The sequence below is a fragment of the Sphingomonas sp. PEI4 genome, assembly GCF_056679955.1.
In genome coordinates this window covers 327663-342470 of sequence record NZ_CM155258.1, presented here as the reverse complement: position 1 = coordinate 342470, position 14808 = coordinate 327663, and the positions used below count along the sequence as shown (strand labels likewise).

Sequence of the window (14808 nt, the reverse complement as noted above, 5' to 3'; positions counted from 1 at the left end):
TGTAAGGCGTGACCGACACCATCATCCTGGCGATCGACCAGGGCACAACCTCGACGCGGAGCATGACGTTCGGCACCGACGGCGTCCCCCGCCAGACCGTCCGCCGCGAATTCGCCCAGCATTATCCGCAATCGGGCTGGGTCGAGCATGACGCCGAAGATATCTGGCGCGACACCGTCGAGACGCTGAAGGAAGCGGCCGAAGCGGATGGCGGCAAGGTCGCGGCGATCGGCATCACCAACCAGCGCGAGACCGTGGTGGTGTGGGACCGCAAGACCGGCAAACCCGTCCACAACGCGATCGTCTGGCAGGATCGACGCACGGCAAAGCTTTGCGCGCAACTGAAGGCGGACGGCAACGAAACCCTGGTACGCGAGCGTACAGGGTTGATCCTCGATCCCTATTTCTCGGGCACCAAGCTCAAATGGATTCTCGACAATGTCGACGGCGTTCGTGCCCGTGCCGACAAGGGCGAGCTTGCGTTCGGGACGATCGACAGCTTTCTCCTCTGGCGGCTGACCGGTGGCGAGGTCCACGCAACCGACGCATCGAACGCCTCCCGCACGTTGCTGTTCGACATTCACAAGGGCGCGTGGGACCCGGACATGCTGCGGATGCTCGACATTCCCGAAAGCCTGCTGCCCGAGGTCAAGAACAACAGCACGATCTTTGGCGAGACCACCTCCGACCTGCTCGGCAAGGCGGTGCCGATCGGCGGCATGGCGGGCGATCAGCAGGCGGCGGTGGTCGGTCAGGCGTGCTTCCAGCGCGGCGACGCCAAGTCGACCTACGGCACCGGCTGTTTCGTCCTCCTCAACACCGGCAAGGAAGCGGTGACCAGCAAGAACGGCATGCTGACGACGATCGCCTATCAACTCGACGGCGAGATCACCTATGCGCTGGAGGGCTCGATCTTCGTTGCGGGCGCGGCGGTGAAGTGGCTGCGCGACGGGCTCGGCCTGATCAACCGCGCGGCCGACACCAACGACATGGCGACCAAGCTCGACGGCAATGGCGGCGTCTACATGGTGCCCGCGTTCGTCGGCCTCGGCGCGCCGCATTGGGACCCCGATGCGCGCGCGAGCATTACCGGGCTCACCTTCGCCGCAACCGGATCGCACATCGCCCGCGCCGCGCTGGAGTCGGTCGCCTACCAGACCGCTGACCTGATGAACGCGATGGCCGCCGACGGCGCGCGCGATGCCCGCCAGATCCGCGTCGACGGGGGCATGGCGGCGAACGACTGGTTCTGCCAGTTCCTAGCCGACATGCTCGACACCGACGTCGTCCGGCCTGCCAACATCGAGACGACGGCGGCGGGCGCGGCCTTCCTAGCCGGCATGGCGGTGGGCATCTGGAACGGCCCCGACGACATCGCCGCAGCCTGGAAGGAAGACCGGATTTTCGCACCGAAGATGAAGGGCGACGAGCGAACCGCACTGATGGCCGGCTGGCAGGAAGCCGTCGATCGAACGAGCTCGAGGACGACATCATGAGCGACGCAACAACCCGGCCTAACATCGACGTCGACCTGCTCGTCATCGGCGGCGGCGTGAACGGCACCGGGATCGCGCGCGATGCCGCCGGCCGCGGCCTCACCGTAATGCTGGTAGAGCGCGACGACCTCGCCTCGCACACCTCGTCGTCGAGCACCAAGCTGATCCATGGCGGTCTGCGCTACCTGGAATATTACGAGTTCCGGCTGGTCCGCGAAGCGCTTGCCGAGCGTGAGAAGCTGATCGACGTCGCGCCAAACCTGATCCGCCCGATGCGGTTCGTGATGCCGCTCGCCGCCGGGATGCGTCCGGCCTGGCTGATCCGGCTCGGCCTGTTCCTCTATGATCATATCGGCGGCCGCACCCGCCTGCCCAAGTCGATCGGCGTACGGCTCGACAAGACCAAATGGGGCGCCGGCCTGAAACCGATCCGCCACGGCTTCGTCTATTCGGACGGCTGGGTCGACGACGCGCGCCTGGTGGTCCTGAACGCGCTCGACGCCGCCGAACGCGGGGCGCAGATCCGCACCCACACCAGCTTCGAAGGCGCCCGCCGGGAGAAGGATCACTGGGTCGCGACGCTCGGCGACGGCAGCACGGTTTCCGCGCGGGCGATCGCGAACACGTCCGGCCCTTGGGTGAGCAAGGTGCTCGCGGAGATGCCCCAGGCGAACGCCGAGCGTCCGCCCCGCCTCGTCAAGGGCAGCCACATCATCGTGACCAAGCTGTTCGAGGGCGAACACGCCTACATCCTTCAGAACCCCGACAAGCGGATCATCTTCGCGATCCCCTATGAGGACGACTTCACGCTGATCGGCACCACCGACAAGCCCTATGAAGGCGACCCGTCGCATCCGACGATCGATCCCGACGAAACCGAGTATCTGTGCGACAGCGTCAACCGATATTTCACGCGACAGATCGGCGCCGGCGATGTGGTCGGCAGCTATTCCGGCGTCCGCCCGCTGTTCGACGACGGCAACGAAAACGCCTCGGAGATCACGCGCGATTACGTCCTGCGCCTGGGGACCAGTGAAGCTCCGCAGATCCTGTCTGCTTTCGGCGGCAAGATCACGACGTATCGCCGGCTGTCCGAACACGCACTCGAAGACCTCGCACCGTTCCTCCCCAAGATGGCAAAACCGTGGACCGCGGGCGTTCCCCTGCCCGGCGGCGATCTCCCGAACAGCGATTTCGCCACGTTCCTCAAAACCGTACGCGCCCGCTGGCCGTTCCTCGACGAGGTAAACGCGCTCCGCATGGCGCGCGCTTACGGGACCCGGATCGAGCGCGTGCTCGGTAACGCGACGAGCCTCGACGACATCGGGCATGGACTTTCCAAGCGCGAAATCGACTATCTGGTCGACGAGGAGTGGGCGCGCACCGCGGAAGACATCCTGTGGCGGCGGACCAAGCTCGGCCTACACGGCGGGGAGCGGCTCAAGGCGGCAGTCGAGGCGTATCTCGCGGGACGGACTGACGCTCGTTAGACACGGACGGGCCCTGCCCCTACCGTGCCGAAGTCGCGTGAGGCGTGGTCTGTCCAGATCGAACTTGGGATTCACAGCCCGGTTCGGCGAGGTCGTCGCCGAACCGGGCTGTGAAATAGCATCTATCAACCGGCGTTCCGGCTCCGAAGCCGGCCGACTAGCGGCGCGACGACGGCCGCGAGGATGGCGATCCCTGCCGCTACGTACCCGACGCTCCCCAGACCGAGATGCTGGATCACCGAACCGCCGATGATCGCGCCCAGGCCGATGCCGGCATTGGCCATCGACACGTTGAGCGTACCCGCCAGTGCCTGCGCGTGGCTTGCGGACTGCATCACACGTACCTGACAGATCGGATACAGCGCCGTGTTGGCGATGCCCCAGATCGCCAGCGCGACCATCAGCCAGGCATGCGATCCGGCGACCAGGGTCGTCGCGGCCATGCCGATCGCGAGCACCAGCGACGTGATACCCGTCACCATCAGCGGCCCGCGTCCGACAAACTGGCCGCCAAGCCAGTTCCCCGCCAGACCAACGATCCCGAAGCCCATCAACCACCAGCCGACCTGGCCCGCGGGGATATGCGCGATCTGTTCGAGCGTGTCGGCGAGGTAGGTGTAGGCGGTGAACATCGCGGTAAAGACGATCACCGACAGCACCACGTTGCCCAGGAAATACGGATCCTTCAGGATGCGTGCCTGTTCGGCGAGCTTGACCCGCGCGGGCCGGGCCAGCGTCGGCATCACGACGAGCAGCAGGACCGCCATTACCAGCGACAGTCCGGACAGGCCCCAGAACGTCCCGCGCCAGCCGAATGCGGTCGACGCGAGCGTACCGAGCGGAATACCGAGTACCATCGCGCCGGAAATGCCGAGATAGACATTGGCGACGGCCTTGCCCGCTTTCTCAGGCCCCGCGAGTTCGCCGGCCGTCTCGCTTGCAGTGCCCCAGAACACGGGCAGCGCGAGCGCCGGCAGGAACCGTGCGAAGCCCAGCACCCAGATGTCCGGCGCCGCAGCGGCCAGCGCGTTCGCCCCGGCAAAGATCACCAGGATCACCACGAACAGCCGCTTGCGCTCGAAATGCGACAGCATCGCCGTCAGGAACGGTCCCGCCAGCATGACGGTGAACGCGAACAACGTCACGAGCTGTCCGGCAACCGTGATTCGAGATGCCAAGGTCGCGCGACAGGCTCGGCAACAGGCCGACGATGATGAACTCGGTCGTGACGATCACGAACGCCGAGATCGCGAGCAGCAGGACCGCCAAGCTATTGCCAGGGGACTTGGTCCCAAGCGGCTCGGCGTGGAGGGTACGGACGGACGACATAGTGATAACTCCTGTAATGCGCCCTCCTTACGTGCGACCAAAAGAGTATGCCTGCGGCATTAATTCGCTTGTTGCAGGACATAAGTTCCATAATGATGAGGATATGATCCCGTCAGAGCGACTCAAGGGTATCGAAGCCTTTGTCACGACTGCCGACGCCGGCAGCTTTACCGCGGCTGGCATTCGGCTGAACCTGACCAATTCCGCGGTCAGCAAGAGCGTGGCGCGGCTGGAAGCGCGCCTGGGCAGCCGATTGTTCGAGCGCACGACACGCCGCCTCACGCTGACCGATGTCGGTGCCGCATTCTACGAAACCTGCGTCCGCGTGCTGGGCGATCTCGCCGATGCCGAAGCGGTATTGGCGGCGCATCGCTCCGAAATCGTCGGCCGGCTGAAGGTCGACGTGCCGATCGCGTTCGGCCGGATGCAGGTATTACCACTGCTGCTCGCGTTCGCCGGGCGGCATCCCGCCGTGCGCGCGAGCATCACCTTTACCGACCGTAAAGTCGACATCGTCGAAGAGGGCATCGATGTCGCCGTCCGTATCGGCACGTCGGAAACACAGGCGGCCAACCTTGGACACCGCCTGCTGGGCAGCGAACGCGTGATCTTCTGCGCGGCGCCCGCCTATCTCGATCGACGCGGGACGCCAGGATCGGCCGACGATCTCGGGGCGTTCGACTGCATCCTCTATGGCCGCGCCGATGGCAGTACGAACGGCTGGCGGTTCGCCGACGACACCGGCCATATCGAGGAGAGGACGATGGAGGCGCGCATCGTGCTTGGAAGCGCCGAGGCGCAGGTCGGCGCAGTCAAGGCGGGGTTTGGGATCGCGCAACTCGCCACGTGGCTCATCAAGGACGAACTCGACCGCGGCGAGGTTGTCGAGATCCTTCCGCAACTCGCTACTACCGGGTTACCGCTGCATCTGGTCTGGCCGAGAAACCGGCAGCTGAGCCCAAAGGTCGACGCACTGCTCGAATGCCTGACGCGTGGTCTGCTGATCGACTGATCGATCAGCCAGCATGTCGCACTCGCAGGCTCTAGTTGCCGTTCGCGAGCGGCGCGTGCGTCATCTGCGGAAGCACGTGCCGCGCGAACAGGTCGGCCTCCGCGGCGTGGGGATAGCCCGAGAGGATGAACGCCTCGATCCCCATGTCCTGGTACATGGCGAGCTTGGCGAGTACCTGGTCGGGATCGCCGACGATCGCCGCGCCGCAGCCCGAGCGCGCGCGCCCGATGCCGGTCCACAGATTCTCTTCCGCGTACCCATCAGCCGATGCGCTTTCGCGCAGCGCGGCTTGCGCTGCGACGCCGGCAGACCCCGAATCCAGGGACTTCGCACGGATCGCCGCGCCCTGCTCGGCATCGAGCTTCGAGAGCAGGCGGTCGGCGTACACCCGCGCCTCGTCTTCGGTCTCGCGGACGATGACGTGCGCCCTATAACCGAAGCGCAGCGTGCGACCATGACGGGCGGCACGCGCGGTCATGTCGGCGATGATCTCGGCGACCTTTTCGCGCGTATCGGGCCACATCAGATAGACGTCGCATTCCTTGGCCGCTGCCTCGCGCGCGTCCGGTGACAGCCCGCCGAAATACAGCAGAGGCGCCTTGCCCGAGACGGTCCCGATCCGCGGGGGATCGAGCTTCAGTTTCCAGAACTCGCCGTCATGATCGAGCGCCTCGCCGTTCAGCAGCGTCTTGAGGATCCGCATCAGCTCGACCGTGCGGGCATAGCGCGGGCCGGAGGCGAGCGTCTCGCCGGGCATATCCGACGAGATGATGTTGATGTTCAGCCGTCCGCCGAGCATCCGGTCGATCGTCGCGATCTGGCGCGCGAGTTGCGGCGGCCAGCTTTCGCCGACGCGTACCGCCATCAACAGCGCCAGCCGCCGGAGCATCGGTGCGATCGCCGCGGCGAACGCGGTCGTGTCGAGCCCCAGCGCATAGCCCGAGGGCAGCAGGATGTTGTCGTAGCCGCCGGTCTCCGCCTGGAGGACGATGTCGCGGCAATGCTCCCAGCTCGATTGCAGCCGGGGATCGGGCACGCCGAGAAACTCGTAATCGTCGTCGCACAGCGCCGAGAACCAGCTGACTTCGCAGGATTTTATCATGGCAACGCCTCGCCGCGCGCCGCGATCAGCACATCGTACCAGTCCTGCCGGGTCCAAGTGATTGCAAACGCCTGCGCGAGTTCGGCGATGCGCGCGGCGTTCTGCGTGCCGACGATCGGGATCGCCCGCACCGGATGCGCCATGATCCAGCTATACGCGGTCGCTGCCCGGCTCGCGCCCGTCTCGGCCGCCTTGCGATCGAGCGCCGCCGCGACCGCTGCGCTGCGCGCGTCGGCGGGCACGCCGAGCCGGCCACCGCCGAGCGGAGACCAGGCGAGCACCGCCATGTCGCGCTCCATCGCCTGGTCGAACAGCCCGTTCTCGAGCGGTTCGAGGTGGAGCGGCGAGAATTCGGGCTGATGGCTGACGAGCGGGATGGTCAGGAACGACGCCAGCGCCTGCGCCTGTGCGGGCGTGTAGTTCGACACGCCCACCGCGCGCGCTTTGCCCGCCGTCACTGCATCCTCGAGCGCACGCGCCGCTTCCTGCGGGTGCGTCAGGATGTCCGGGCGATGGATCTGGTAAAGATCGATCTGCTCGACCCCGAGCCGCGCCAGCGAGGCGTCGAGCGCCTTCGCCAGATAGGCCGGGCTCGAATCATACGGCAGCGGCGGGAGGATGCCGCCCTTGGTCGAGAGGATCATCCGCTCGCGCAGACCGGGCGAGTCTGCGAAGATGCGCCCGAGCAACACTTCCGCGTCGCCGAACCCGCCTGTGCCGTCGAAACCATAGATATCGGCGGTGTCGAACAAAGTGACACCCGCATCGAACGCCGCCTCGATCAGCACGCGTCCTTCGGCGACGCCCACTCCGGCGAACCGCCACATGCCCCAGGCTATCGGGCTGACAAGGATTCCGCTCTTGCCGAGCGGAATGGCTTTGGGTGTAGGATCAAGCTGCGACATCGCTGTCACGAATAGGGGTAATACGCTTGGTCGAGCAAGTACGTTATGGGCTGGTCGGAACCGGCATGATGGGGGTCGAGCATCTCCAGAACCTTGCAGTCACCCCCGGCGCGGTCGTCACCGCGATCGCCGATCCGGTGAGCACGTCTCTTGGCTGGGCCCGCGATGCGCTGGGTGCGCGCGGCGATGGCGTACAGGAATTTGCCGATGCGACGGCGCTTGCCCGCAGTGGGCTGGTCGATGCGGTGATCGTCGCTAGCCCTAATTACACGCACCGCGCTGTGCTGGCGCCGCTGTTCGATGCGGACGTGGCGATCCTCTGCGAAAAGCCGCTGGCGACGACGCTGGAGGATGCACGCTGGGTCGTCGACCGCGCCGCGCAGATGACGCGACCGTTTTGGACCGCGATGGAATATCGCTACATGCCGCCCGCCGCGGCGTTCATCGAACAAGTGCATGGCGGCCGGATCGGGCGCCTACGGATGCTGTCGATCCGCGAACACCGCTTCCCGTTCCTGCCCAAGGTCGGCGACTGGAATCGCTTCAGCCGCAACACCGGCGGGACGATGGTCGAGAAATGCTGCCACTTCTTCGATCTGATGCGGCTGATCGTACAGTCGGAACCGGTCCGCGTGTATTGTTCGGGCGCGATGGACGTGAACCATGTCGACGAGCGCTATGACGGCGAGCGGCCCGACATCATCGACAACAGCTACACGACGGTCGATTTCGCCAACGGCGTGCGCGCGATGCTCGACCTGTCGATGTTCGCGGACGGCGCCGAGAACCAGGAGGAAATCACCGCGGTCGGCGACGCTGCGCGGCTCGACGTGCTGATCCCCGAGGGCGCGCTGGTGTTCAGCCCGCGCACTGGCTTCCTCAACCCGAAACAGGTCGAGCGCCAAGTGATCGAGGTTGACCAAACCGCGTTAGACGTCGGCAGCCATCATGGCTCGACTTTCTATCAGCACCAGAAGTTCATTGCCGCGGTGCGTGGCGAAATCGCCGTGGAGGTTAGCGCGCGCGACGGGCTCATGGCGGTCGCGATCGGTACCGCCGCCGAGATCAGCGCGCGGACGAAGCGCGTGGTGGAGATGGCCGAACTGGGGTTCTGAATGAAGCCATACTTTGCACGCCCCAAGGCGAAATCATGTATGACAGCGCGGGACACTGTTTAACCTACCATTGAAGTAGGGATTGTGGAGGGGACGCGCATGAAAACGCATTGGTTGTTGACGGGAGTGGCCATGGCCGCAGGGCTGGGCGCACCGGCATGGGCGCAGGATGCAGCACAACCGCAGGCCGCCGCCCCGAGCCCGCCCGATGCGTCCGTGCCGGGTGAAATCGTCGTCACCGCGCAGAAACGCTCGGAGCGTCTCCAGGACGTGCCGGTCGCGGTGTCGGTGATCTCCGGCGCGCAAATCGCCGCGCAGGGTGCGGTGAACCTGGAAGGCGCGCAGTATCTCGTGCCGACGCTCAACTTCCGCAAATCGGGCACGACGATCAACCAGTCGCTGTTCCTGCGCGGGGTCGGCACCTCGACCTTCTCGGTCGCGGGCGAGCCATCGATCTCCACCGTCGTCGACGGCGTGGTCTACAGCCGCGCCGGCGAAGCGTTCAGCGACCTGATCGACATCGACCGGATCGAAGTGCTGCGTGGTCCGCAGGGCACGCTGTTCGGCAAGAACACGAGCGCCGGCGTCATCAACATCGTCACCCAGCGTCCCGGCAACGTATTCGCCGGCTCGGTCGAGGGCTCGTTCTTCACCGGCAACGGCAATGAATATCGCACGCGCGCTGCGCTCGACATTCCGGTGAGCGAGACGATCAAGAGCCGCTTCACCGGCTTCTACGGCAATTACGCGGGCAACATCCGCAACGTCGCGCACGATAACCGGCGCGTGAACGGGTACGAGCATTATGGCTTTCGCGGCATGGTGGTCGCCGACGCCACGCCCGACCTGACCTTCACGCTGATCGGCGACTATCGCCGGAGCAACGACGATTGCTGCGCCGAGGTCATCGGCACCACGCCGACCACCGGCCTTACCGCGAGCGTCCTGCCCGATCGCAACGGCAACAAGTCCCGCACCGTCAACCAGGACCTGATCACGCATACCGACGAGAAGAGCTGGGGCGTCTCGCTGCAGGCCGACGCGACGCTCGGCACGCAGACGGTGACGTACATCGGCTCCTACCGTGAGTACGACAATACCGAGATCCGCGACGGCGACTGGCTGCCGACCGCCTATGTCGGCGCCAACCAGCTTCATGATTTCGGGCCGCAGGTCAGCAACACCTTCACGCAGGAAGTCCGGATCGCCTCGCCGTCGAACCAGTTCTTCAGCTACGTCGTCGGTGCATTTTACTCGCGCGCGGAAACCGAACGGACGTTCCGCCGCGACGACGTCGTCTGCACCGCCACGCCGACGCCGACCGTGCTCACCCCCTGCTCGACCGCGGGCCCGACGGTGACCCGGCCGACCGGCACCGCAGTGTTCGGCTCGACCTTCAAGAACCTCGCCTTTTTCGGACAGGGCGTCTTCAACCTGACCGATCGGTTCCGCGCGATTGCCGGCGTCCGCTACACCAGCGACCAGCTCGACGTCTTCCACAGCCGCGTCACCCCGCTCGCGGGACCAGGTATCAACCCGAGCTTCGGCCCGTTCGCCGGTAAGACCACCAACACCAACTGGTCAGGCAAGGGCGGGCTGCAATTCGACCTGGCACCGCAATCGACCGCCTACGCGACCTATTCGCGCGGCTATAAGGGGCCGGCGTTCAACATCTTCTACAATCTCGGCGCGACCGGCACCAACGTGATCGATCCGGAGACCGCGGACAGCTATGAAATCGGCCTGAAGAACACGCTGTTCGGTGGCAAGCTGGTGATCAACCTCGCCGCCTATTACGCCAAATATCACAATTTCCAGGCGAACAACCCGGATGTCGTCGCGGGTGTGCTCGTCACCCGCTTCACCAATGCGGGCGACATCTCGACCCGTGGCGGCGAGCTAGACCTGATCTACCGTCCGGTCCGCGACCTCAACATCTTGGGCGGGCTCGCCTATACCGACGCGCATGTCGACCAGTTCAATATCCCGACCAACGGCTCGACCACAGGCGTCGTACCCGCGGGTACGCAGCTTGGCTATGCGCCGCGGTGGAAGGGTTCGCTCGGCGGCGACTACCGCATCCGCACCGGCAGCAGCATCGACTTCACGGTCGGCGCACAAGGCTCCTACCAGTCCAGCCAGATCTCGCAGTTCGACGCGAGCGCCGCGATCCGCGACGCGACGACGATCCAGGCATACGGCCTGCTCGATCTCTCCGCCGGCATCGTCGATGCGAAGGATGCCTTCAGGGTCGTGCTCCAGGTGAAGAACGTGCTCGACACCAGCTTTGCCTCGGCGATCACCAGCGGCGGGCCCGGTGGCGCCTTTCGTTACATCATCCCGCGCGAGGCGGATCGCTACGCCGGCATCACCGCAAGGCTGAACTTTTGACGGAAACGGTACAAAACCCCTCCCCCACCGCCTCCCCGGTCCAGTCGAAAGCGCGCTGGGTGGTCGTCGCCCTCGTGTTCTTCGCGATCATGCTGAACTATGTCGACCGGCAGATCCTGGCGTTGCTGAAGCCGACGCTGGAACAGGAGTTCGCCTGGTCGGACCAGGATTACGGCAACATGGCGTCGGCGTTCCAGTTCGCCGCCGCGGTGGCGTTCCTCGGGACCGGCTGGTTCATCGACCGGGTCGGCCTCCGGATCGGCTTCGCGGCTGGCGTCTTCGTATGGAGCCTCGCCGGCATGGCGCACGCCTTCGTGTCGGGCGTGAGCGGGTTCATCGGCGCGCGCGTCGTGCTTGGCGCGGCGGAGTCGATCGGCACCCCCGCCGCGGTCAAGTCTGCCGCGACCTATTTCGGGCCCAAGGACCGCTCGATCGCGCTGGGGATCGGCAACACCGCGCCCAATGTCGGCGCGGTCATAACCCCGCTGGTCATCCCAGCGCTGGCGATTGCGTTCGGCTGGCGCGCGGCGTTCCTCGTCGCCGGCGGCCTCGGGCTAGTGTGGGTCGTCGCATGGTTCGCGTTCAAGATGCCCGCCGCCATCGCCGAGACCGGTGGCCCCGCGCCGATCCGCTGGATCGACCTGTTCAAGGACCGCCGGACGCTCGCCATCGCGGTCGCCAAGGTGCTGTCCGATCAGGTCTGGTTCTTCATGCTGTCGTGGCTGCCCGATCTGTTCCACCGGTTGTTCGGACTGCCGCAGGGGCAGGTCGGGCTCCCCGTCGCGCTCGTCTATGCGCTCGCGGCGTGCGGAGCGCTTACCGGCGGCTGGTTGCCGACCCGGCTGATGGCGCGCGGCTGGAGCCTCGACCGTGCGCGCAAGTCCACGCTATTGCTCTATGCGCTGCTGATCCTGCCGGTGCCGATCGTGCTGTCGCTGCAAAGCCCATGGACCGCCGCGCTGGTGCTTGGCCTGGGGCTGTTCGCGCATCAGGGGTTTTCGACCAACGTCTTTGCCCTGACCACCGACGTCATGCCTGCGCGCTCGGTCGGGTCGACGATCGGGATCGCCGCGTTCTGTGGCAACATGGGTTCGATCGGCATGATCCAGCTTTCCGCCTGGTCGCTAGGCCACGGCTTTGGCTACGCGCCGATGCTGGCGATCTGTGCCTGCAGCTACCTGCTGGCGCTGGGGTTCATCCAATTGCTCATCCCGCGGATCGAACCGGCCCGGTAGAGCCGCGGCGGATCAGTTCGAACGGGACTTCGATCCGCTTCGCCTCGAACTCCGCGGCGAGAAGCAGGTCGGCGGCCTTGTAGCCAAGCGTCCGCGTCGGCTGGCGGATCGTCGTCAGCGCGGGCCAGACGAACCGCGATATCGCGTCGTCGCCGAACCCTGCGATCGACACGTCGGCCGGTACCGCCAGCCCGCGCCGGTGCGCCACACTGAGCGCGCCCGCCGCCATGTCGTCGTTCGAGGCGAAGATCGCGGTGGGCGGCTGGCGGAGTGCGAGCAGTGCTTCCGTCGCGTCCGCACCCGATGCGAAGTCATAGTCGCCGGGGCGAACCAAGACGGGATCGAACGCGATGTCGGCCTCGTCGAGCGCAGCGCGATAGCCGGCCAGTCGCTGCGCACTGGTCGCATAGCTCGCATGCCCCGTGATGAAGCCGATGCGACGATGGCCGAGCGCCAGCAGATGCCGCGCCATCACGGTCGCCGCGCCGACATTGTCGATGAACACCGATGCCGTGAGGTCGAGGTCGGTCCCCGGCGAGACGCGGACGAACCGCACTTGGCGACGCGCCATCAGCGCCAGTACCTCGGGATAGTCGGTCGCGGGCGGCGTCAGGATCAGTCCGTCGACACCCGATCCATCGATCAAGCTTTCGATATCGTCGATCAGCAGGTCCGAATCATGGTCATAGGGCTGCGCGATCATCCGCACGCCGTCGAGCAGACAGCGGTCGCGGATACCGGACTGCATCTCGTACACGTAATACGGGCTCGGATTGTCGCACGCGAGCGCGATCTGGAAGCTGCGATGGCCGGCCAGCGTCCGCGCCGCCATGTTCGGCCGGTATTTGAGCGTCGCGAACGCTGCCGTCACCCGCGCCCGCGTGGCTTCCGACACGCGGGGCTCGTTGTTGAGAACGCGTGAGACGGTCTTGATGGAAACGCCAGCAAGCCGGGAAACGTCATTGATCGTTGGCCGCACGCAATTTCTCCACGGGTCGACGATGGAACGATGCCAACGAAATATGCAGTATGAGGCCTTGGATGAGGCTCTGCCATTTCGTTCGCTTCTTGCTTCAGCCTACCTTGCAAAGTTCACCAGTCACGGATCGCGACGCGGCGGACGTCCTCGTACGGCTTGAAACATAAAGTCGGCAATTGCATTACCGGCTTGGCTTTCAGCCACAGCCGCCATAAAGCGGCTTTGGTCGGCAGACCGCCATGATAGCCGAGATTCGAGAGCCTTAATTGCATGCAGATCATCGTCCGCGATAACAATGTCGACCAAGCCCTTCGTGCGCTGAAGAAAAAGCTTCAGCGTGAAGGCGTGTATCGGGAAATGAAACTTCGCCGGCACTACGAGAAGCCGTCGGAAAAGCGGGCGCGTGAACACGCCGCCGCCGTGAGTCGCGCTCGGAAGGCCGACCGGAAGCGCGCGGAACGAGATAACTGAGCGAAGGCGGAGACGCTCGGCAGGGAAAGAGTACCTCTACCCTGCCGGTATCTCGCGTGTAAGCGATGAAACCGTCGCTTATATACGGCTGTCTTCGATCGTCGTAGGATCGGCATAATAGCTGCGCCGCCGTGCCATCGGTGCGCGTACCTGCAGTCGATGCTTGCCCCAGAAATTCCCAACGCAAAGCGCGATCGTGGCGATTTTTATCGCGGCGATATCGAAGACCGATGACGCCCTCATCTTGCGGGCATTTGTGCATCAACGGCGTCGAGATACGCGCCACGATCGTTTCGTCACCTGCAACTTGGCAACGGGTTGCCCGACCGGACTCTGTCGACGCTGGGCGTCACGACCGCCATCGCCGCGCTGCTGGTGGTAGGGTGTGCCGCCCTCAGCGCGTTGATCGATGGGCACAGCCAGGGCGAATCGTATCGCCGTCTGCGCCGGATGGCGCTGCACGACGGCCTGATCGATTTGCCGAACCGCATGAGCTTCAATGAAAACCTGGGGCGCAGACTCGGACTGAAGGGCGGGCATCCCTGCATGGCGGCCGTCATGCTCGACTTGTCCCGTTTCAAAGCGGTCAACGACACCTATGGTCATCAGGCAGGCGATCAACTGCTGATCGCTCTTTCAGCCCGTTGCTGACGATACGGCGCTCCAACGAATACATTGCGCGGCTTGGCGGCGATGAGTTCGCGTTGATATCCTATGCCGACCCGGCCGAACTGACGGACTTCCTCGATCGATTGCGCGCGACGTTCGTGAAGCCCTTCGAGTTCGAGCGGTTCACCGCGTCGATCGGTGCGAATATCGGCGTAGCGCTCGCCCTGCATGACGGACGCGACGCGGATACGCTTTTGGCAAAAGCCGTCGCGCAGCCTTGCCAATCCCGAGCAGGTCCGCTGGGCGATGCGGCTCGCACCACGTGCGCTTGAGACGGAAACGGCATTCGGTCGAAGCCGACATCCCGTACGTCTAGGCGCGTACGGGATGTCACAAGCTCGCGGTACGGATATTGCACGGTACGATATCGATCGAATCGTGCCCCGCTCTGGGCTCGTCAGACGACGTTGCGCCCGGTGAACAGCTTCACCAGAACGACGATGACCGCGATCACCAGCAGGATATGGATCAGCCCGCCCGCGACATGGAAGGCGAAGCCTGCCAGCCAGAGGATGAGCAGTATGATGGCGATGGTATACAGCATGATTGTGTCCCCTGAGACGTAAAAGGCTCCCGGCCGCCCGATGAAACGAGTGTGTAACCCGGCGTGTTCC

At 65.1% G+C, this 14808-nt stretch carries 16 protein-coding genes; 9 read left to right on the top strand and 7 right to left on the bottom strand.

Going from position 1 to position 14808, the window contains the following annotated elements; genetic code table 11:
• The first annotated feature begins 8 nt into the window (after positions 1-8).
• Positions 9-1496, top strand: coding sequence for a glycerol kinase GlpK (gene glpK, locus AC1MLZ_RS01550; RefSeq protein ID WP_480960129.1), 1488 nt, complete (start codon positions 9-11; stop codon positions 1494-1496).
• Entirely contained in the window at positions 1493-2986 is a 1494-nt protein-coding gene (gene glpD, locus AC1MLZ_RS01545) for a glycerol-3-phosphate dehydrogenase (protein ID WP_480960128.1), read from the top strand. The genes glpK and glpD overlap by 4 nt, the downstream gene beginning before the upstream one ends.
• A 125-nt stretch (positions 2987-3111) precedes the next feature.
• On the opposite strand, the gene AC1MLZ_RS01540 is transcribed toward glpD, so the two are convergent.
• Positions 3112-4164 carry an MFS transporter gene (locus tag AC1MLZ_RS01540; protein WP_480960127.1) on the bottom strand — a complete coding sequence of 351 codons (1053 nt, stop codon included), beginning with the start codon at positions 4162-4164 and terminating at the stop codon, positions 3112-3114.
• A gap of 254 nt (positions 4165-4418) precedes the next feature.
• Between AC1MLZ_RS01540 and AC1MLZ_RS01535 the strand changes: the two genes are divergently transcribed.
• A complete protein-coding gene (locus AC1MLZ_RS01535) occupies positions 4419-5327 on the top strand; it encodes a LysR family transcriptional regulator (protein ID WP_480960126.1) in 909 nt (302 codons plus the stop codon).
• Positions 5328-5358: 31 nt separating this feature from the next.
• Here the strand turns inward: AC1MLZ_RS01535 and AC1MLZ_RS01530 are convergent, their stop codons facing one another.
• Together AC1MLZ_RS01530 and AC1MLZ_RS01525 are read right to left on the bottom strand one after the other, a co-directional pair.
• Complete coding sequence (locus AC1MLZ_RS01530; RefSeq protein ID WP_480960125.1) at positions 5359-6429, bottom strand: LLM class flavin-dependent oxidoreductase; 1071 nt, start codon at positions 6427-6429, stop codon at positions 5359-5361.
• Entirely contained in the window at positions 6426-7334 is a 909-nt protein-coding gene (locus tag AC1MLZ_RS01525) for an aldo/keto reductase (RefSeq protein ID WP_480960124.1), read from the bottom strand. Before AC1MLZ_RS01525 ends, AC1MLZ_RS01530 begins: the two co-directional genes overlap by 4 nt.
• Before the next feature lie 65 nt (positions 7335-7399).
• Here AC1MLZ_RS01525 and AC1MLZ_RS01520 point away from each other — a divergent pair, with 65 nt between their 5' ends.
• The 3 genes from AC1MLZ_RS01520 (at position 7400) to AC1MLZ_RS01510 (ending at position 12075) form a co-directional block, all read left to right on the top strand.
• Positions 7400-8449: a Gfo/Idh/MocA family protein gene (locus AC1MLZ_RS01520; protein ID WP_480961438.1), complete on the top strand. Its 1050-nt coding sequence runs from the start codon at positions 7400-7402 to the stop codon at positions 8447-8449.
• A 132-nt stretch (positions 8450-8581) separates the two neighbouring features.
• Positions 8582-10840: a TonB-dependent receptor gene (locus AC1MLZ_RS01515; RefSeq protein ID WP_480960123.1), complete on the top strand. Its 2259-nt coding sequence runs from the start codon at positions 8582-8584 to the stop codon at positions 10838-10840.
• Positions 10841-10929: 89 nt separating this feature from the next.
• The gene (locus tag AC1MLZ_RS01510) at positions 10930-12075 is read left to right on the top strand and encodes an MFS transporter (protein WP_248521462.1); all 1146 of its coding nucleotides are present in this window, start codon (positions 10930-10932) and stop codon (positions 12073-12075) included.
• Here AC1MLZ_RS01510 and AC1MLZ_RS01505 read toward each other — a convergent pair.
• On the bottom strand, positions 12047-13054 hold the full coding sequence (locus AC1MLZ_RS01505; protein WP_480960122.1) for a LacI family DNA-binding transcriptional regulator: 1008 nt from the start codon (positions 13052-13054) through the stop codon (positions 12047-12049). The two genes, AC1MLZ_RS01510 and AC1MLZ_RS01505, sit on opposite strands and share 29 nt — an antisense overlap.
• Before the next feature lie 113 nt (positions 13055-13167).
• Positions 13168-13326: a hypothetical protein gene (locus AC1MLZ_RS01500; RefSeq protein ID WP_480960121.1), complete on the bottom strand. Its 159-nt coding sequence runs from the start codon at positions 13324-13326 to the stop codon at positions 13168-13170.
• Between AC1MLZ_RS01500 and rpsU the strand changes: the two genes are divergently transcribed.
• Positions 13325-13525, top strand: coding sequence for a 30S ribosomal protein S21 (gene rpsU / locus AC1MLZ_RS01495; protein WP_031393196.1), 201 nt, complete (start codon positions 13325-13327; stop codon positions 13523-13525). The two genes, AC1MLZ_RS01500 and rpsU, sit on opposite strands and share 2 nt — an antisense overlap.
• A 78-nt stretch (positions 13526-13603) precedes the next feature.
• Here rpsU and AC1MLZ_RS01490 read toward each other — a convergent pair whose 3' ends face one another.
• Positions 13604-13768: a hypothetical protein gene (locus tag AC1MLZ_RS01490; RefSeq protein WP_480960120.1), complete on the bottom strand. Its 165-nt coding sequence runs from the start codon at positions 13766-13768 to the stop codon at positions 13604-13606.
• Between the two features lie 75 nt (positions 13769-13843).
• Here AC1MLZ_RS01490 and AC1MLZ_RS01485 point away from each other — a divergent pair, with 75 nt between their 5' ends.
• Both AC1MLZ_RS01485 and AC1MLZ_RS01480 read left to right on the top strand, forming a co-directional pair.
• On the top strand, positions 13844-14176 hold the full coding sequence (locus AC1MLZ_RS01485; RefSeq protein ID WP_480960119.1) for a diguanylate cyclase domain-containing protein: 333 nt from the start codon (positions 13844-13846) through the stop codon (positions 14174-14176).
• Positions 14170-14466, top strand: coding sequence for a diguanylate cyclase domain-containing protein (locus AC1MLZ_RS01480; RefSeq protein WP_480960118.1), 297 nt, complete (start codon positions 14170-14172; stop codon positions 14464-14466). Before AC1MLZ_RS01485 ends, AC1MLZ_RS01480 begins: the two co-directional genes overlap by 7 nt.
• Before the next feature lie 125 nt (positions 14467-14591).
• On the opposite strand, the gene AC1MLZ_RS01475 is transcribed toward AC1MLZ_RS01480, so the two are convergent.
• Complete coding sequence (locus tag AC1MLZ_RS01475) at positions 14592-14738, bottom strand: lmo0937 family membrane protein (protein WP_107957518.1); 147 nt, start codon at positions 14736-14738, stop codon at positions 14592-14594.
• Positions 14739-14808 lie beyond the last annotated feature (70 nt).